Source organism: Thauera butanivorans, from assembly GCF_048398245.1.
GTDB lineage: Bacteria > Pseudomonadota > Gammaproteobacteria > Burkholderiales > Rhodocyclaceae > Thauera > Thauera butanivorans.
Genome location: NZ_CP183038.1, coordinates 2,442,640 through 2,460,015, shown reverse-complemented (window position 1 = coordinate 2,460,015; position 17,376 = coordinate 2,442,640). Strand labels below are relative to the sequence as shown.

16 protein-coding genes and 3 pseudogenes are annotated in these 17,376 nt (G+C 66.8%); 13 read left to right on the top strand and 6 right to left on the bottom strand.

The genetic code is table 11. The annotated features are described in order from the left end of the window. Positions 1-236 precede the first annotated feature (236 nt). The 6 genes from ACNQFN_RS12025 to ACNQFN_RS12000 all read left to right on the top strand — a co-directional run bounded on the left by ACNQFN_RS12025 (position 237) and on the right by ACNQFN_RS12000 (position 7,569). Positions 237-2,159 (top strand): PrkA family serine protein kinase, encoded by a 1,923-nt coding sequence (locus tag ACNQFN_RS12025; RefSeq protein WP_068635123.1) that lies wholly within the window; start codon positions 237-239, stop codon positions 2,157-2,159. 68 nt (positions 2,160-2,227) lie between these two features. Next, positions 2,228-3,511, top strand: a complete 1,284-nt coding sequence (locus ACNQFN_RS12020) for a YeaH/YhbH family protein (protein WP_418646609.1) — start codon at positions 2,228-2,230, stop codon at positions 3,509-3,511. Next, on the top strand, positions 3,508-5,046 hold the full coding sequence (locus ACNQFN_RS12015) for a SpoVR family protein (protein ID WP_068635125.1): 1,539 nt from the start codon (positions 3,508-3,510) through the stop codon (positions 5,044-5,046). The genes ACNQFN_RS12020 and ACNQFN_RS12015 overlap by 4 nt, the downstream gene beginning before the upstream one ends. 99 nt (positions 5,047-5,145) lie before the next feature. Beyond that, positions 5,146-5,526 carry a hypothetical protein gene (locus ACNQFN_RS12010; protein WP_068635126.1) on the top strand — a complete coding sequence of 127 codons (381 nt, stop codon included), beginning with the start codon at positions 5,146-5,148 and terminating at the stop codon, positions 5,524-5,526. A gap of 79 nt (positions 5,527-5,605) precedes the next feature. Further along, positions 5,606-6,988, top strand: a complete 1,383-nt coding sequence (fumC, locus tag ACNQFN_RS12005; protein WP_068635127.1) for a class II fumarate hydratase — start codon at positions 5,606-5,608, stop codon at positions 6,986-6,988. 305 nt (positions 6,989-7,293) lie between these two features. Beyond that, entirely contained in the window at positions 7,294-7,569 is a 276-nt protein-coding gene (locus tag ACNQFN_RS12000; protein WP_418646608.1) for a hypothetical protein, read from the top strand. A gap of 155 nt (positions 7,570-7,724) precedes the next feature. Here ACNQFN_RS12000 and ACNQFN_RS11995 read toward each other — a convergent pair whose 3' ends face one another. Together ACNQFN_RS11995 and ACNQFN_RS11990 are read right to left on the bottom strand one after the other, a co-directional pair. Further along, a complete protein-coding gene (locus ACNQFN_RS11995; protein ID WP_217999544.1) occupies positions 7,725-8,162 on the bottom strand; it encodes a type II toxin-antitoxin system VapC family toxin in 438 nt (145 codons plus the stop codon). Continuing rightward, the gene (locus ACNQFN_RS11990) at positions 8,134-8,361 is read right to left on the bottom strand and encodes a CopG family transcriptional regulator (protein WP_418646607.1); all 228 of its coding nucleotides are present in this window, start codon (positions 8,359-8,361) and stop codon (positions 8,134-8,136) included. The genes ACNQFN_RS11995 and ACNQFN_RS11990 overlap by 29 nt, the downstream gene beginning before the upstream one ends. Before the next feature lie 149 nt (positions 8,362-8,510). On the opposite strand from ACNQFN_RS11990, the pseudogene ACNQFN_RS11985 reads away from it, so the two are divergent. The 3 genes and pseudogenes from ACNQFN_RS11985 to ACNQFN_RS11975 all read left to right on the top strand — a co-directional run. Continuing rightward, a pseudogene (locus ACNQFN_RS11985) lies at positions 8,511-8,924 on the top strand (sigma factor); the annotation flags it as partial. Positions 8,925-9,073: 149 nt separating this feature from the next. After that, positions 9,074-9,760 (top strand): FecR family protein, encoded by a 687-nt coding sequence (locus ACNQFN_RS11980; RefSeq protein ID WP_068635131.1) that lies wholly within the window; start codon positions 9,074-9,076, stop codon positions 9,758-9,760. A 124-nt stretch (positions 9,761-9,884) separates the two neighbouring features. Further along, positions 9,885-10,646: pseudogene (locus ACNQFN_RS11975) on the top strand (TonB-dependent receptor plug domain-containing protein); the annotation flags it as partial. Between the two features lie 133 nt (positions 10,647-10,779). Here the strand turns inward: ACNQFN_RS11975 and ACNQFN_RS11970 are convergent. Then, the gene (locus tag ACNQFN_RS11970) at positions 10,780-10,935 is read right to left on the bottom strand and encodes a hypothetical protein (protein ID WP_245650836.1); all 156 of its coding nucleotides are present in this window, start codon (positions 10,933-10,935) and stop codon (positions 10,780-10,782) included. Between the two features lie 200 nt (positions 10,936-11,135). Between ACNQFN_RS11970 and ACNQFN_RS11965 the strand changes: the two genes are divergently transcribed. The 3 genes from ACNQFN_RS11965 to ACNQFN_RS11955 all read left to right on the top strand — a co-directional run bounded on the left by ACNQFN_RS11965 (position 11,136) and on the right by ACNQFN_RS11955 (position 14,208). Beyond that, positions 11,136-12,692: an NAD(P)H-hydrate dehydratase gene (locus ACNQFN_RS11965; RefSeq protein WP_418646606.1), complete on the top strand. Its 1,557-nt coding sequence runs from the start codon at positions 11,136-11,138 to the stop codon at positions 12,690-12,692. 81 nt (positions 12,693-12,773) lie between these two features. Beyond that, on the top strand, positions 12,774-13,625 hold the full coding sequence (nadC, locus tag ACNQFN_RS11960) for a carboxylating nicotinate-nucleotide diphosphorylase (protein WP_068635135.1): 852 nt from the start codon (positions 12,774-12,776) through the stop codon (positions 13,623-13,625). Between the two features lie 10 nt (positions 13,626-13,635). Then, the gene (locus ACNQFN_RS11955) at positions 13,636-14,208 is read left to right on the top strand and encodes a DUF2946 family protein (RefSeq protein ID WP_068635136.1); all 573 of its coding nucleotides are present in this window, start codon (positions 13,636-13,638) and stop codon (positions 14,206-14,208) included. Between the two features lie 16 nt (positions 14,209-14,224). Here the strand turns inward: ACNQFN_RS11955 and ACNQFN_RS11950 are convergent, their stop codons facing one another. From ACNQFN_RS11950 to thrC, 3 genes and pseudogenes are all read right to left on the bottom strand, one after another. After that, on the bottom strand, positions 14,225-14,542 hold the full coding sequence (locus ACNQFN_RS11950; RefSeq protein WP_281178400.1) for a PD-(D/E)XK nuclease domain-containing protein: 318 nt from the start codon (positions 14,540-14,542) through the stop codon (positions 14,225-14,227). Positions 14,543-14,667: 125 nt separating this feature from the next. Continuing rightward, positions 14,668-14,781 (bottom strand): annotated as a pseudogene (locus tag ACNQFN_RS11945) (hypothetical protein); the annotation flags it as partial. Between the two features lie 45 nt (positions 14,782-14,826). Next, positions 14,827-16,275: a threonine synthase gene (thrC, locus tag ACNQFN_RS11940; RefSeq protein ID WP_418646605.1), complete on the bottom strand. Its 1,449-nt coding sequence runs from the start codon at positions 16,273-16,275 to the stop codon at positions 14,827-14,829. 156 nt (positions 16,276-16,431) lie between these two features. Between thrC and ACNQFN_RS11935 the strand changes: the two genes are divergently transcribed. Next, complete coding sequence (locus tag ACNQFN_RS11935) at positions 16,432-17,310, top strand: tellurite resistance TerB family protein (protein ID WP_068635138.1); 879 nt, start codon at positions 16,432-16,434, stop codon at positions 17,308-17,310. The last annotated feature ends 66 nt before the right edge of the window (positions 17,311-17,376 follow it).

Here is a 17,376-nt window from a genome sequence, read left to right as displayed (position 1 = left end):
CTTGAGGACTGGATGAGACCGTGACGCCATGCACGAAAAGCGCGCACGAACGCCGCAGACAGGTGATCCGGGCGCGGAACTCGCACCCGCGCGGGGCCTCTGATGCTACAGAGCCGGCATCCGCGCGAGCGCGCACCCGTGCTCGCCGTCATACGACTGGATGCAGGTGTCAGGACACAGGGCGCGTATCATCGTCAGGCACGCCCCCCCTCGCATCGATCGTCAGGGAGATTGCCATGTCCATCTTCAATGCTTACCAGGCCCGCTTCGAGGCATCGCGCGAAGAGGAAATGTCGCTGCAGGAGTACCTCGAACTCTGCCGCAGCGACCGCATGGCCTACGCTTCGGCCGCAGAGCGCATGCTGGCCGCGATCGGCGAGCCCGAACTGGTCGACACCCGCCTCGACCCGCGCCGCTCGCGCATCTTCTCCAACAAGCTCATCCGCCTCTATCCGGCCTTCCGCGACTTCTACGGCATGGAAGAGGCGATCGAGCAGATCGTCTCCTACTTCCGCCACGCCGCGCAGGGGCTGGAGGAAAAGAAGCAGATCCTCTACCTGCTCGGCCCGGTCGGCGGCGGCAAGTCCTCGCTGGCGGAAAAGCTGAAGTCGCTGATCGAGAAGATCCCCTTCTACGCGGTCAAGGGTTCGCCGGTGCACGAGTCGCCGCTCGGCCTGTTCGATGCCCAGGAAGACGGCCGCATCCTCGAGGACGACTTCCACATTCCGCGCCGCTATCTCGACACCATCATGAGCCCGTGGGCGGTCAAGCGCCTGCACGAGTTCGGCGGCGACATCACCAAGTTCCGCGTCGTCAAGCTGATGCCTTCGGTGCTGCGCCAGACGGCGGTCGCCAAGACCGAGCCGGGCGACGAGAACAACCAGGACATCTCCTCGCTGGTCGGCAAGGTCGACATCCGCAAGCTCGAGCAGTACTCGCAGGACGACCCCGACGCCTACAGCTACTCCGGCGGCCTGTGCCTGGCCAACCGCGGCCTGCTCGAATTCGTCGAGATGTTCAAGGCGCCGATCAAGGTCCTGCACCCGCTGCTCACCGCGACCCAGGAAAGCAACTACAAGGGCACCGAAGGTTTCGGCGCGATCCCGTTCGACGGCATCGTGATGGCGCACTCGAACGAGTCCGAATGGGTCGCGTTCAAGAACAACCGCAACAACGAGGCCTTCCTCGACCGCATCTACACGGTCAAGGTGCCCTACTGCCTGCGGGTGTCGGACGAAATCCGCATCTACGAGAAGCTGCTGGCCCACAGCTCGCTGTCCGAAGCGCCCTGCGCGCCCGACACGCTGAAGATGATGGCCCAGTTCTCGGTGCTGTCGCGGCTGAAGGAGCCTGAAAACTCCAGCATCTTCTCCAAGATGCGCGTCTACGACGGCGAGAACCTCAAGGACACCGACCCCAAGGCCAAGAGCTATCCCGAATACCGCGACTATGCCGGCGTCGACGAAGGCATGACCGGGCTCTCCACCCGCTTCGCCTTCAAGGCCCTGTCCAAGGTGTTCAACTTCGACCACCGCGAAGTTGCCGCCAACCCGGTGCACCTGATGTACGTGCTCGAGCAGCAGATCGAGGCCGAGCAGTTCCCGCCCGAGACCGAAGCGCGCTACATGGGCTACATCAAGGAATACCTGGCGCCGCGCTACGCCGAATTCATCGGCAAGGAAATCCAGACCGCCTATCTCGAAAGCTATTCCGAGTACGGCCAGAACATCTTCGACCGCTACGTGACCTATGCCGACTTCTGGATCCAGGACCAGGAGTTCCGCGATCCGAACACCGGCGAGATCCTCGACCGCTCCGCGCTCAACGACGAACTGGAGAAGATCGAGAAGCCGGCCGGCATCAGCAACCCGAAGGACTTCCGCAACGAAGTGGTGAACTTCGTACTGCGCGCCCGCGCCAAGAACGACGGCCGCAACCCGAGCTGGACCTCCTACGAGAAGCTGCGCGCGGTGATCGAGAAGAAGATGTTCTCCAACACCGAGGACCTGCTGCCGGTGATCAGCTTCAACACCAAGGCCAGCGCCGACGAGCAGAAGAAGCACCAGGACTTCGTCGACCGCATGATCGAGAAGGGCTACACCGAGAAGCAGGTACGCCTGCTGTGCGAATGGTATCTGCGCGTACGCAAGTCTTCGTGAATCCGTGCGGATGAGGTGCGCGCCCGACATGGCGCGCACCGTTGCCGGCTTCGGCCCGAGGAGGAGGCATGGTCCGCATCATCGATCGACGCTTCGACAGCAAGAACAAGAGCGCGGTCAACCGCCAGCGCTTCATGCGTCGCTTCAAGCAGCAGATCCGCAAGGCGGTGTCCGGCGCGATCGAGGGCCGCTCGATCCGCGACCTGGAGAACGGCGAGGAAGTCGCCATTCCCGCGCGCGATCTGTCCGAACCTTCGCTGCATCACGGCCGGGGCGGCACCTGGGAACAGGTCTTCTCCGGCAACGACCAGTTCAGCGCCGGCGACCTCATCAACCGTCCGCTCGGCGGCGGCGCGGGCGGCTCCGGCCAGGGCAAGGCGAGCAACGAAGGCGAGCACGAGGACGATTTCGTCTTCCAGCTCTCGCGCGAGGAATTCCTCGATCTGTTCTTCGAGGATCTCGAACTGCCGCGCCTGGTCCGCACCCAGCTGGCCAAGGTCACCGAATACAAGACCCAGCGCGCCGGCTTCACCGCCGACGGCGTGCCGGCGAACATCAACATCATCCGCTCGATGCGCAGCGCGCTCGGCCGCCGGCTCGCGCTCGGCTCGCCCTACGCCGGCAAGCTGCGCGAACTCCAGCAGCAGCTCGACGAACTCCTCGCCCACTGCAACGGCGACCAAGCCTGCGAGGACAGCGAGGAAGCCTGTGCGCTGCGCGAGGAAATCGAGCGGCTGCGCGAGAAGATCGAGCAGATCCCCTTCATCGAGCGCTTCGACCTGCGCTACAACAACCGCATCCGCGTGCCCTGCCCCACCACGCGGGCGGTGATGTTCTGCCTGATGGACGTCTCCGGCTCGATGAGCGAGGAACGCAAATCCACCGCCAAGCGCTTCTTCATGCTGCTCTACCTGTTCCTGACGCGCAGCTACGAACACATCGAAGTCGTCTTCATCCGCCATCACACCGTGGCCAAGGAAGTCGACGAAGACGAATTCTTCCACTCGCGCGAGTCCGGCGGCACCGTGGTGTCCAGCGCGCTGCTGCTGATGCGCGACATCCTGCGCCAGCGCTACGCCAACGGCCAGTGGAACATCTACGGCGCGCAGGCTTCGGACGGCGACAACTGGGACAACGATTCGCCGCTGTGCAGCCAGCTGCTCGGCCGCGACATCCTGCCCAGCTGCCAATACTTCGCCTACATCGAGATCACCGCCGGCGAGCCGCAGAACCTGTGGCGCGAATACGCCCGCATCGCCGACGAACAGCCCCACTTCGCCATGCAGCGAATCGAATCGCCGGCCGACATCTACCCGGTGTTCCGCGAACTGTTCAAGAAGACGATCCTATGACGACCGCCGCCACCCGCAAGCTCGACCCCCTGCCGCGCGGCTCGGAATGGTCGATCGAAAGCATCGACCGCTACCACACCGAGATCGCCCGCGTCGCCGCCCACTACCGGCTCGACACCTATCCGGTGCAGATCGAGATCATCACCGCCGAACAGATGATGGACGCCTACGCCTCGGTCGGCATGCCGGTGAACTACCACCACTGGTCTTTCGGCAAGCACTTCCTCGCCACCGAGAAAGGCTACCGCCGCGGCCAGATGGGGCTGGCCTACGAAATCGTCATCAACTCCAACCCCTGCATCGCCTACCTGATGGAGGAAAACACCCTGACGATGCAGGGCCTGGTGATCGCCCACGCCGCCTACGGCCACAACAGCTTCTTCAAGGGCAACTACCTGTTCCGCACCTGGACCAATGCCGACGCGATCATCGACTACCTGATCTTCGCGCGGAATTACATCACCGAATGCGAAGAGCGCCATGGCGAGGAAGAGGTCGAGAACCTGCTCGACGCCTGCCATGCGCTGATGAACCTCGGCGTGGACCGCTACAAGCGCCCACCCAAACTCTCGCTCGCCAAGGAAAAGCTCCGCCAGCAGGAACGCGAGAGCTACCTGCAGAGCCAGGTCAATGAACTCTGGCGCACGCTGCCGGCACACGACATCCATGCCCGCCCGGAATCGCCAGGCCGCTTCCCGCCCGAACCCGAGGAGAACCTGCTCTACTTCATCGAGAAGAACGCCCCGCTGCTCGAATCCTGGCAGCGCGAAATCGTGCGCATCGTGCGCAAGATCGCGCAGTACTTCTTCCCCCAGCGCCAGACCCAGGTCATGAACGAAGGCTGGGCCACCTTCTGGCACTACACCCTGCTCAACCACCTGTACGACGAGGGCCTGCTCGCCGACAGCTTCATGCTCGAATTCCTGCAGTCGCACACCAACGTGGTGTATCAGCCGCCGTACAACGCTGCCTGGTACAACGGCATCAACCCCTATGCGCTGGGTTTTGCGATGTGGCAGGACATCCGCCGCATCTGCGAAAACCCTGACGACGAGGACCGCCACTGGTTTCCGGAGATCGCCGGCAGCGACTGGCTCGAAACCTTCGACTTCGCGATGCGCAACTTCAAGGACGAGAGCTTCATCGCGCAATACCTGTCGCCCAAGATCATGCGCAACTTCCGCATGTTCGCAGTGCTCGACGACGATCGCGAGAACAAGCTGAAGGTATCGGCCATCCATGACGACGAAGGCTTCCGCCGTGTGCGCGACGTCCTCTCCGACCACTACAACCTCGGCGCGCGGGAACCCAACATCCAGGTCTGGAGCGTCGATCTGCGCGGCGACCGCTCGCTGACGCTGCGCCACCAGCAGCACAGCCGCCGCCCGCTGGGCGACTCCACCGGCGAAGTCATGAAGCATCTGGCCCGCCTGTGGGGCTTCACCGTCCGCCTGGAGACGGTCGGGGCAGACGGCCAGGTCGAACTGCATACCGAGATACGCAGAGACAAACGCCGCGTCGGCGACACCGGCTGAAGCGCGCCCGCTTGCGACTTTTCGCCACCGGGCTTGTCTATCTCGGCCTCATTGACAACAATGATTCTCATTAATTTGAAATGATCGCGCGACAGCCACATGCCCCCTCACCTCGACCGCAAACAGCGCTGGCTCTGGGCCGCGATCCGCATCCGCTGCGCACTGCAGCCGGACGAGCCGCGCCTGATTCCGCACTACCTCACCGAAGCCGACGCCCTGGTACGCCGCATGCGGCTGTCGCCCTGGGAAGCCGCATGGCGCGCGGCCGAACTGCTGGCCGGTGCCGCCGCGGACCGCGCCCTGCCCGGCCACTGGCGCCACCTGTGCCTGGATCATCTGCACCAACCGCTGGCTCGACTGGCCTGCTGCGCCCTCACCCCGCAGCAACAGGCGCGGCTGGCCGCGCTGCGCTGGCGCGTCGCCAACCTGGACCTGTCCCCGTCCATGCAGCTCGACGGCCCGGATTCGCCTTTTGCCTGAAAAGCCTTTCTCCAGCTCATCCACTCGAGGCGCCGCCGGCACGCGCCCGCCTTCCACCTCACCAACAGGAGCCCCCTCCATGAGCACACGCCAGGAATACGACACTTTCGGCCCGATCGACGTCCCCGCCGACCGCCTGTGGGGCGCGCAGACCCAGCGCTCGCTGATCAACTTCGCCATCTCTACCGAGCGCCAGCCCACCGAACTCATCCACGCCCTCGCGCTGGTCAAGCGCGCCGCCGCGCGGGTCAACCATGGCCTGGGCCTGCTGCCCGCCGAAAAAGCCGACGCCATCATCGCCGCCGCCGACGAAGTGCTCGCCGGCAAGCACCCGGACGAGTTCCCGCTCGCCGTCTGGCAGACCGGCTCGGGCACGCAGACCAACATGAACGTCAACGAAGTGCTCGCCAACCGCGCCAGCGAACTGCTGGGCGGCGAACGCGGCGAGAAGCGCCTCGTCCACCCCAATGACGACGTCAACCGCAGCCAGTCGAGCAACGACGTCTTTCCCACCGCGATGCACGTCGCCGCCACGCTGGCGGTGGTCCGGAAACTGCTGCCGGCGCTGGCCCGGCTGCGCGCCACGCTGGAAGAAAAATCCCGCGCCTTCGCCGACATCGTCAAGATCGGCCGCACCCACCTGCAGGACGCCACGCCGCTCACCCTGGGGCAGGAAATCTCCGGCTGGGCCGCACAACTGGCCCATGGCGAACGCCACCTGCGCGCCGCGCTGCCGCACCTGAGCGAACTGGCGCTGGGCGGCACCGCGGTCGGCACCGGGCTCAACGCCCCCAAGGGCTATGCCGAAGCCGTGGCCGCCGAAATCGCCCGCCTCAGCGGGCAGGAATTCGTCACCGCGCCCAGCAAGTTCGAGGCGCTGGCCAGCTGCGACGGGCTGGTGTACGCCCACGGTGCGCTCAAGACCCTGGCCGCCAGCCTGATGAAGATCGCCAACGACGTGCGCTGGCTCGCCAGCGGCCCGCGCAGCGGCCTGGGCGAAATCTCGATCCCGGAGAACGAACCCGGCTCCTCGATCATGCCGGGCAAGGTCAATCCGACCCAGAGCGAAGCGATGACCATGCTCGCCGCGCAGGTCATGGGCAACGACGTCGCCATCAACATCGGCGGCGCCTCGGGCAACTTCGAGCTCAACGTCTTCCGCCCGATGGTCATCCACAACTTCCTGCAGAGTGTGCGCCTGCTCGCCGACGGCATGAACAGCTTCAACGACCACTGCGCCGCCGGTATCGAGCCCAACCGCGCCCGCATCACCGAACTGGTCGAGCGTTCGCTGATGCTGGTCACCGCGCTGAATCCGCACATCGGCTACGACAAGGCCGCGCAGATCGCCAAGAAGGCGCACAAGGAAGGCAGCAGCCTGCGCGAAGCCGCGCTGGCGCTGGGCCATGTCTCGGCGGAAGACTTCGACCGCTGGATCGACCCGGCGAAGATGGTCGGCTGAGCCCGGAGACCCGCACGGCCGGCCGCAAATGCGCGCCGGCCGCCGACACCTTCGGACACCGACTACCGCTTCATCCGCGCCTGCCGCCCCAGCCCGGGAGCGACTTCGCAGCCAGCTCCAACCATCGTTTCTGGCCCGCTGCGTAAGAACGAGTGAGATAAATCCACAGGCTCCGGCGAGATAAATGGCGGGAAGACCATGGATTTTGTTGGATGAGCTGGGGCGGAATTGCAAATACCTTGCAGAGAACGCGGGCGGGTTACGGATGGGAGTAGACCCACCTGAGCAATGATTCGGCGTGCTCGATGCGCGTCGAGTACGACACGCGCTGGCTGCCGGGGCTGACACTGGTGGGCAGCGTCCAGTACACACACCACCGATACGCCGATCAAATGAACACCGACCGGCTGCCCGCCTTCACGCTGTTCGACGTCGGCGCACGCTACGCCACCACGCTGGCGGGCCGGCCGCTGACCGCACGCCTGGAAGTCCAGAACGCGGGCGACAGGCGCTATTGGAACAATGGCAGCGAGGTCGGCGAACCGCGCACCCTCACCTTCTCCCTGAGCGCAGATTTCTGATGCGGGCTCGGGGCCGGGTTGCGCGCGCCCGGCCCCGTGGGATCAAACCGCTTCGCCACCGGGCGACTCGTCGCCGGGCATGGACGGAGCATCGGGCACCTTCGTGCAGGGAGTCGGGCAGGCGCAGCTGGAAATGCCGGGTATCCGCGAACCGATCATTCGGCGTGCCAGTTTTCCACCTGCAAGCCCGGCACACGGGCGAACTCCCGCTCATTGCGCGTCACCAGCCTCGCCCGATGGCGCAATGCCGTGGCCGCGATGAGCACGTCATGGGCGCCGATCGGCGTGCCTTGCCTCTCCAGCGCACAGCGGATGGCGGCGGCCTGTTCTGCGCAGACGGCATCGAAAGCCAGCACCTGCAATGGCAGCAGCAACTTGTCCAGTGCCTCGATGCGCGGCCGTGCAGCTTCGACGGGCAGGCGCATCAGGCCATAGCGCAGTTCGTAGACCACGATGGCGGGCACACCCACCTCGGATGGCGGTAACGCCTGCAGGCGCGGCACCACCTGAGCATCGCCCCGAAAGTAGTAACTGATGGTGTTGCTGTCCAGAACCAGCATCGGGTCAAAACCTGATTCGGGCCAGGTCTTCACCCGGTGGCGGCAATTCCTCGCGTAGCGGGAAATCGGGAAACGCCCCGGCCAGCGCAATGCATTCGGCCGGCCAGGTGTCGTGTGCGTGCTGGCGGATGAGTTCCGCCACCCAACGGCTCTTGGACATGCCGCTCGCCTGCGCGGCCTGGACGAGCAGCGCCTCCGTAGCGTCATCGATATATAGAGTGATCTGGGACATGGCGATCTCCACGGTCTGCATATATGTGGAATTGTATGTGCTCAAGCAGGGAAGGCAAGCCATTCAGCCGGCAAGGCTGCCGACAGGATCAAACCCCCATGCAATGATAAGAATTATCATTAACATGTCGCCTGTCCAGCGCCCCTCACGTGCCGTCCCCAGCCCCCTCCATTGCCGACGTCCTCACGCATTATCGCGAACTGCGCTGCTTTCTGGCTCGCAAGCTGGGCAATGGCGCAGACGCCGACGACATTGCCCAGAGCACCTACGAACAGCTCCTGCTCACCCTGCAGCGCAAGCTCGATGTCGCCATCGAGTCGCCCCGCGCCCTGCTTTTCCGCATCGCCCACAATCTGTGCATCGACCATCACCGCCGCCAGCAGACCGCCAGCAGCTGGGCTTTGCAGCACGGCGCGACGCATGCGCACCGGGCCGCACCCGCATCCGACCATCTGGTCGCCCAGCGCCAGATCATCGAGCGGGTCGTCGCCCAGTTGATGAGCCTGCCGCGCGCCCGGCGCGAGGTGTTCATCCTGTTCCGCGCCTACGGCATGAGCCGGGCCGAAATCGCCGCCCGGCTGGGTATCCAGGAAAGCACGGTGGCCAAGCACGTGGTCCGCGCCACGCTCGATTGCAGCCGTATCTTCGCGGAACTGCCCGAGTACGTCGAGCCGGCCGGCGGCTACGTAGACTTCGATCAGCTGAGCAGACCGTGCATTTCGCACGGCAGTACCACAACGACGGTTTCGACACCCTGCTTGCCGAATTGCCGGACGGCCCTGGCGGCGCCCCCGGCAGCCGCCTCCAGCTCGCTCCCGGCACCGTGCTCCAGGCCAGCCTCAGCCGCGCTGCGCGTCACGTCGAACTGGCTGGAGGCGAAGCGTATTTCGCCGTCGCCCGCGACATCGGCCGCCCCTTCCGCGTGGACACGCGCGCGGGGCGCATCGAAGTGCTCGGCACCGCCTTCAACATCGCCGACCGGAGCGGCGCGCTGGACATCGCCGTCGAGCACGGCCAGGTCCGCTTCACCCCGCGTGGCGAAGGCCTCGCCCGTCTGCCGGTGTTCGCCCCACCTGCCATCGACCTGCGCGGCGGCGAAGCGCTGAGCGTGCGCGATGCCCGCCCCGAAGCAGTCCGCCCCATCCCTCCCGGACAGGTCGCCGCCTGGCGCGACGGCTGGCTGCTCTTCGACGACACGCCGCTGGCCGACGCCTTGCCCGCCATCAACGCCTATCGTCGACAGCCCATCGTCCTCGCCGATGACCGCACCGGCGCGCTGCGGCTGACCGGCCGCTTCCGCGCCCAGGATCAGCGCAGCCTCGTCCAGGCTCTGCCCGCCATCCTGCCGTTGCGCGTGGAAGTGCTCGACGATGGCAGCATCCGCCTGGCAGCGCGGTGAGCCCGAAACCCGGCGGCGAATTGGAAACCACCTGTCTCCTGTCTCCGTTTTTCTCTCCCGAACGTCTCCTGCCCTGAAGCGTGCTTTTTGGTCGAAGCGCGCATGTCCATGAACAGGAGCCGACATGTCCCACCGCAAGCCGAGCAGCTTCCGCCTGCTGCCCATCATCGCCGCCCTGTGCGGCGCCTTCGCCCTGCTTGCCGGCCCACCCGCGCCGGCCCATGCGCAGACCAGCGCGCAACAGGCGGAACGCAGCTTCGAGATCGATCTGCCCGCCCAGCCGCTGGGCAGCGCGCTGAACGAACTGTCGCGCCAGACCGGCGCGCAGATCTTCGCCGCCGGCGCACAGATCGGCGGTCACCAGGCTCCCGCCGTGTCCGGCCGGATGAGCGTCGAACAGGCCCTGAGCCGCCTGCTCGCCGGCAGCGGCCTGAGCGCCCGGGCCAGCGGCGGCAACGGCTTCAGCATCGCGCCAAGCCCCGAAGCGCAGGCACCGGAAGCGATGCTGCCAGCCGTCACTGTTTCCGGCAAGGCACCGGGCTCCACCACCGAGGGCACGGGCTCCTACACCACCTGGTCCACCAGCAGCTCCACACGCCTGAACCTGACGCCACAGGAGACGCCGCAGGCGGTCACGGTGATGACGCGCCAGCGCATGGAGGACCAAAGGCTCAACAGCCTGAGCGACGTGCTGGAGGCCGCCGTGGGCATCACCATCAAACCGTTCAACCATGGCGCGGATGGCCCGCAGCTTTGGTCACGCGGCTCCAGCATCACCAACTTCCAGATCGACGGCGTGCCCGTTTCCGCGTCGATGAGCAACTACCTGCAAAACACCGCGATGTACGACCGCGTGGAAATCGTCAAGGGCGCCACCGGCATCATGAGCGGTCTGGGCTATCCTTCGGCCACCATCAACATGATTCGCAAGCGCCCGACGAAGGCACCGCAGACCAGCATCAGCGCCGAAGCGGGCAACTGGTCGCGCTACGGCGTGGGGCTGGACGTTTCGCGCGCGCTCAACGAGGATGCCTCCGTGCGCGGCCGGCTGGTGGCCGATGTGCTCGGTGATCGGGATGTTGCCGGGCAGGAAGCGCCTCGTAGCCCAGGAGGTCGGCCCTGGCCAGATCCACTATCGGCTGGAAAACGAACTTCAGCTCGTGCCTTTCCAGCATCTGGCGCAGCCGAACCGTGAGCCGTGTGTCACCCAACATCAAGCAACCCCCGGGATTGCAAAAAATAAGATCGATGACCGTATCGCGCCCCACAAGGCGCCCCCGCAAAATGTACGTCCTGCAAGTGAAGCTTCGATGAACATTCACGCTGCACCGCAGCGCGCCTTACAATTTCGCCTTTACCTGACGGCGCGCCCATCATGTTCCTGTCCGCCCTACCCATCTATCCCGTCGCCGGCATCCGTGAAATCGAAGGCAAGCTCATCCCCAGCGCGCGGCCGCCGCTGATGGAACGCGCCGGCCGCGCCGCCGCCGAAGACGCGGTCCGCCTGGTCATGGACCGCCCGGGGCCGATCCTGATCGCCTGCGGGCCGGGCAACAACGGCGGCGACGGCTTCGTCATGGCCCGCCAGCTGGCCCAGGCCGGACGCGAAGTGCAGGTCGCCTTCGCCGCCGACGCCCAGAATCTGCCCGCCGAAGCCGCCAAGGCCTACACGGACTACCTCGCGGCGGGCGGCCAGACCATTTCCGACCTGCCGGCGGCGCCGGCACAGGGCTGGGCGCTGGTGGTGGATGCCATCTTCGGCATCGGCCTGAAGCGCCAGATCGAAGGCCGCTACGCGGGCTGGATCCAGACCCTCAACGCCCAGCCTTCACCGCGCATGGCGCTCGACGTGCCCAGCGGCCTCGACGCCGACACCGGCCAGCCGCTCGGCACGGCCTTCCGCGCCACCCACACGACCACCTTCATTTCGCTCAAGCCCGGCCTGCTGACCAACGACGGCCCGGACTACTGCGGCGACATCAGCGTGCAGCGGCTGGACATCGACGCGCCGGCTTGGCTGCCCGCTGTCGGCCATGCGATCACGCCCGCGCTGTTCCGCAACCAGCTGGTGCGCCGGCCGCGCAACAGCCACAAGGGTCTGTACGGCGATGCCGGCATCCTCGGCGGCAATGCCGGCATGGTCGGCGCGGCGCTGCTGGCCGGGCGTGCGGCGCAATGGCTGGGCACCGGCCGGGTCTATGTCGGCCTGCTCGACCCCAACGGCCCGGCGGTCGACTTCTCGCACCCCGAACTCATGCTGCGCCGCGCCACACAACTGCCCGAGCGCCTGAGCGCGCTGGCCGTCGGGCCGGGCCTGGGCATCGATGCGAATGCCGCCGCGCAGCTCGCCGCCGCCCTCGCCCGCGACATTCCGCTGGTGCTGGACGCCGACGCACTGAACCTGATCGGCACCGACGCCGCGCTGCAGAGCCAGCTTGCCGCACGCAGGATGCCGACCGTGCTGACGCCGCATCCGGCCGAAGCCGGCCGCATGCTGGGCATCGGCACTGCGGCCGTCCAGTCCGACCGCCTGCGGGCCGCGCTCGACATCGCCCGCCGCTACCACGCGCTGGCCGTGCTGAAAGGCTGCGGCTCGATCATCGCCGCGCCCGACGGGCGCTGGTTCATCAACACCAGCGGCCACCCCGGCATGGCCAGCGCCGGCATGGGCGACGTGCTCACCGGCCTCGTCGCCGGCCTGCTCGCCCAGGGCTGGCCCGCCGAATCGGCACTGATCACGGCCGTCCACCTGCATGGCGCCGCAGCGGATCGCCTGGCGCGCGAAGGCATCGGCCCGGCTGGCCTGAGCGCCAGCGAAACCATCGTCGCCGCCCGCGGCGTCTTCAACGGCTGGCTCGTCGAGGCCCAGCAGGATGCGAACCGCGACGTTCAACGCGACTCGCGCCCGCTGATCACGCTGGGCAAGCACTGATCCCAGGGCCGCCACCCCGACCTGTCCGCGCCGGGCGCGATGCTAGAATCGCGCCTCCTGCCACCTGCCCGCTCACCCGCCATGCTCTCTGAACAGCTTCGCGTCGAAATCCAGCGCAACATCGCCGCCTCCCTGGCCGAAGACATCGGTACCGGCGACCTGACGGCGCGCCTGATCGCCCCCGACACCGAGGCCCGCGGCCGCGTCATCACCCGCGAGGACGCGGTGATCTGCGGCACCGCCTGGTTCGACGCCGCCTTCGCCGCGCTCAGCCCGGCGGCGGTGGTCGACTGGCACGTCCGCGACGGCGACGTGGTCAAGGCCGGCGACGTGCTGTGCGACATCATCGCCCGCGCGCGGGTGCTGCTGACCGCGGAGCGCACGGCGCTGAATTTCCTGCAACTGCTGTCCGGCACGGCCACGGTGACGCGCCGCTTCGTCGATGCCGTCGCCGGCACCAAGGCCAGGATCGTCGACACCCGCAAGACGCTGCCCGGCCTGCGCCTGGCGCAGAAGTACGCGGTCGCGATCGGCGGCGGCACCAATCATCGCGTCGGCCTCTACGACGGCATCCTGATCAAGGAAAACCACATCATCGCTGCCGGCGGCATCCGTGAAGTGGTCGAGCAGGCGCGCCTCATCGCGCCGTCGAACGTCTTCATCGAAGTCGAGGTCGAGAGTCTCGACGAACTGGAGGAAGCGCTGGATGCGGGCGTGAAGATGGTGCTGCTCGACAACATGAGCCTGGACGACATGCGCGAAGCCGTGACGATCAACGCCGGCCGCGCCGAGCTCGAAGCGTCCGGCGGCGTCAGCCTGGAGCGGGTGCGCGCCATCGCCGAAACCGGCGTCGACCGCATCTCGATCGGCACCCTGACCAAGGACGTGCGCGCGCTCGACCTCTCGCTGCGCCACGTCGAGGCCCAGGCCTGAGCGCCGCCCGATGGCCGACGGCGCCAGCGCTTCCCTGCCGCCCTGGCCGATGGTGCCGGCCTGCTACGGCTGGCTGTCGCTCGACGCCCGCGGCCGCTGGCGGCTGAAAGGCGAAACGATCTCCCATCCCGGGCTGATCGCTTTCCTGAACGCCCATTACACCCATGACGCCGAAGGCCGCTGGCTGGTGAACAACGGCCCGCAGCGGGTGTACGTCGCACTGGAAAGCGCGCCCTGGGTGCTGCGCCTGCAGCCTGACGGCAGCTTCGTCACCCACACCGGGCGCAGCGTCACGGCGATCGGCCCGCTGCTGCTCGACGCCGAAGGACGGTTGTTCCTCGCCACCGACGCCGGCCCTGCTGCACTGGACGATCGCGATCTGGCGATGCTGCTGGCCGATTTGAGCGACCCTGCGGGCAAGGCCGCGGACGACGATACGCTGCTGGCGCTGGTGGCGGGTGAAAGCCGGGCGAAGCTGCAGTGGCACGGAATGCCGCTCCAGGCGCTGGACGGTGGCCGCAGCGGCGAAACAGCCGCCTCCCGGCTCGGCTTCACTTCAGACCCGCAGCCTGAAGCAGCCTGAAACCCGTCTCGCCTCCTTACGCCCCGGCAATGCTCTCCACCTCGAAACCCACCACGCGGCGCTGCTCGCGGCTGAATTCGACGCCGATCAGGTGAATGGGCTGGCCGGCCAGGCGATACTTGTCGGCGTAGCCCCTGTCCTTGATCTGCTCCAGCGCACGGCCTTCGGGTTCGATCTCGACGACCTTGAACTCGAACAGATACACCTGCCCGTTGAAGCGCACCGCCATGTCCAGTCGCCCGGCATGGCTGGCCTCTTCGGGCACCACATCCAGGCCGAGCGCGGCGAAATAGGCGTAGAACACGCTGGCACAGTAGCCCTCGTAGTTGGCGATGGGGTTCCTGCGGTGCCAGTCGGCCGGGATGCCGGCAAAGAAGGCAGTGAACAGGCTCTTGCCGAAACGGCGCGGGGGGAGAGAAAGTAGTGCTTGCCCTCGTCGATCAGGCGCAGCGCGAACGTGGTCTTGTCGACGTAATAATGGCCCTCCTCCCGGATTTCGCGGAAGGTCTGGAGCCGATCGGCAGTTTCTTGCGGTTCATGGGCTGCGCTCGCGGATTCCGTCTCGGCCGCCATTGTACGGCCTTGCCGGTCACACCCCATCCGGCAAGGCACGCCGCCTCAGACGCGCTCGGCGATGAAGCGCTTCACCGCATCCACGTCCGGCGCCATCACCTCGACGCGCTGCGGCAGCTTCTCGATGCCTTCGAGGTCGGACGGACACTCGGGCTCGCGGCCCAGCGCCTCTACGATGGTTTCGGCGAACTTGACCGGCAGCGCGGTTTCCAGCACCAGCACCGGCACGCCGGTCGGCACTTCGGCGGCGCGCGCCCAGGCCACCTTGACGGCGTCGGCGGTGTGGGTGTCGATCATCACGCCGTACTGCTCGAACACCTTGCGGATGGTCGCCAGCCGGTCGGCGTGGCTGCTGGCGCCCGACACGAAGCCGAAGCCGGCGATGCGGGCGAATTCCGGCGATGCGGACAGATCGAAAGCGCGGCCGGCATCGACTTCCGCCCACAGCGCGGCGACCTTCTGCGGCTCGCGCCCGACCAGGTCGAAGACGAAGCGCTCGAAGTTGGACGCCTTGGAGATGTCCATCGACGGGCTGGAGGTGACGTGGGTCTCGGCGGCCTTGCGCGGACGGTAGACGCCGGTGCGGAAGAATTCGTCGAGCACGTCGTTCTCGTTGGTGGCGAGGATCAGCTTCGCCACCGGCAGGCCCATCTGGCGGGCGATGTGGCCGGCGCAGATGTTGCCGAAGTTGCCCGAGGGCACGCAGAACGCGACCTGCTCGTCATTGCTCCCGGTCGCGGCGAAATAGCCCTTGAAGTAATAGACGATCTGCGCCGCGACACGCGCCCAGTTGATCGAGTTGACCGCACCGATCTTGTGCTCGGCCTTGAAGGCATGGTCGTTCGACACCGCCTTCACGATGTCCTGGGCGTCGTCGAACATGCCGGTGACGGCGATGTTGAAGATGTTGTCGTCCTGCAGCGAATACATCTGCGCGCGCTGGAAGGCGCTCATCTTGCCGTGCGGCGACAGCATGAACACGCGCACGCCGCGCTTGCCGCGCATCGCGTATTCCGCCGCCGAGCCGGTGTCGCCCGAGGTGGCGCCGAGGATGTTGATCGTCTCGCCGCGCTTGGCCAGCACGTACTCGAACAGGTTGCCGAGCAGTTGCATCGCCATGTCCTTGAAGGCCAGCGTCGGGCCGTTGGACAGCTCCAGCAGGCCAAGCTTGCCTTCTTCCAGCCAGTGCACCGGCGTGATGTCACTCGCCTGGTCGCCCTCGCGCACGTGGCGGTACACCTCGGCGGTATAGGTCTTGTCGCAGATCGCCTTCAGGTCCGCCGGCGGAATGTCGGTGATGAATTTCGACAGGATGGCGAAGGCCAGCTCGGCGTAGGACAGGCTGCGCCAGGCATCGAGTTCGGCGCGCGTCACCTGAGGATAGGTTTCGGGCAGGTACAGCCCGCCATCGGGTGCGAGGCCGCCGAGCAGGATGTCGCAGAACTCGGGATTGGCGGGCTGGCCGGCATGGCCTCGGGTGGAGATGTATTTCACGGAGGAAGTCCTCGGAGACTGGGCTGGAATCGGGCCGGACGAAGTGTCCGGGTGCTAATGCGCGATTTTAACGAATGGCGCGGCAGCCGACATACCGTTCCAGGGCCGGCAGGCGGCTACAATTCCTCCGCCCCACGACAAAAACCGGAGAACACCATGAGTTTCGGCAACATCATCGGCCAGATCCTGCAGCAAGGCATGGCCAGCCAGAGCCGTTCGCGGCTGGATCACACGCTCGGCTCTTCGGGGCTGGGCGGCGTCGGCGGCCTGGGCGACCTGCTCGGCACGGTTCTGGGCGCGGGCGGCGGTGGCCGCGGCAGCGCAGGTGGCGGCCTGGCGGACGTACTGGGCAGCGTTCTCGGCGGCCAGGGCTCGGCCAGGAGCGGTGCCGGCAACTTGGGTGATCTGCTCGGCGGCCTGCTGGGCGGTGGCGCCAGCGGCCGCAGTGCGGGAGGCGGCCTCGGTGACGTGCTCGGCGGCATGCTGGGCGGCGGAAGCAGCGGCGCCAGCCGCGCCGGTTCGGGCAATCCGCTCGGCGGCACCGGCATGGCCATCCTCGCCACGCTGGCGATGGCGGCGCTGAAGAACTGGCAGGGTTCGCGCACTGCTGCGGCCGGCTTCAGCGGTGCCCAGGCGGCGATAGCGCCCGGCCAGATCGAGCCGGCCCAACTGGCGGCGATGACTTCGCCCGAGACCGAGCAGCTCGTGCTGCGCGCGATGATTGCGGCGGCCAAGGCCGATGGCGAGGTGGACGAAAGCGAAATCCAGCGCATCGTCGGCAAGATCGGCGAAGACGGCGTCACGGCGGAAGAAAAGCAGTTCGTCGTCGCCGAGCTGCGCCGCCCGCTGGATCTGGAGTCGCTGATCGCCGCCGTGCCCAGCCAGGCGGTCGCGGCACAGGTCTACGGTGCTTCGCTGCTGGCGATCGACCTCGACACCGAAGCCGAACTGGCCTACCTGCGCCAGCTCGCGCGCGGACTGGGACTGGATGCCGACACCGTCGCCCGCCTGCACCAGCTCACTGGCGTGGCCTGAGCAAGACGCCCGACGCCATCACGAGCGCGATGCCCTGCCGATGAGCGCACAAGGGCATCGCGCCCG

Bases quoted from the DNA above. Each gene is read 5' to 3' on its own strand.
- ACNQFN_RS12025 (WP_068635123.1), top strand. From the start codon at position 237: ATGTCCATCTTCAATGCTTACCAGGCCCGCTTCGAGGCATCGCGCGAA.
- ACNQFN_RS12020 (WP_418646609.1), top strand. From the start codon at position 2,228: ATGGTCCGCATCATCGATCGACGCTTCGACAGCAAGAACAAGAGCGCG.
- ACNQFN_RS12015 (WP_068635125.1), top strand. From the start codon at position 3,508: ATGACGACCGCCGCCACCCGCAAGCTCGACCCCCTGCCGCGCGGCTCG.
- ACNQFN_RS12010 (WP_068635126.1), top strand. From the start codon at position 5,146: ATGCCCCCTCACCTCGACCGCAAACAGCGCTGGCTCTGGGCCGCGATC.
- fumC (WP_068635127.1), top strand. From the start codon at position 5,606: ATGAGCACACGCCAGGAATACGACACTTTCGGCCCGATCGACGTCCCC.
- ACNQFN_RS12000 (WP_418646608.1), top strand. From the start codon at position 7,294: ATGCGCGTCGAGTACGACACGCGCTGGCTGCCGGGGCTGACACTGGTG.
- ACNQFN_RS11990 (WP_418646607.1), bottom strand. From the start codon at position 8,361: ATGTCCCAGATCACTCTATATATCGATGACGCTACGGAGGCGCTGCTC.
- ACNQFN_RS11970 (WP_245650836.1), bottom strand. From the start codon at position 10,935: ATGCTGGAAAGGCACGAGCTGAAGTTCGTTTTCCAGCCGATAGTGGAT.
- ACNQFN_RS11965 (WP_418646606.1), top strand. From the start codon at position 11,136: ATGTTCCTGTCCGCCCTACCCATCTATCCCGTCGCCGGCATCCGTGAA.
- nadC (WP_068635135.1), top strand. From the start codon at position 12,774: ATGCTCTCTGAACAGCTTCGCGTCGAAATCCAGCGCAACATCGCCGCC.
- ACNQFN_RS11955 (WP_068635136.1), top strand. From the start codon at position 13,636: ATGGCCGACGGCGCCAGCGCTTCCCTGCCGCCCTGGCCGATGGTGCCG.
- ACNQFN_RS11935 (WP_068635138.1), top strand. From the start codon at position 16,432: ATGAGTTTCGGCAACATCATCGGCCAGATCCTGCAGCAAGGCATGGCC.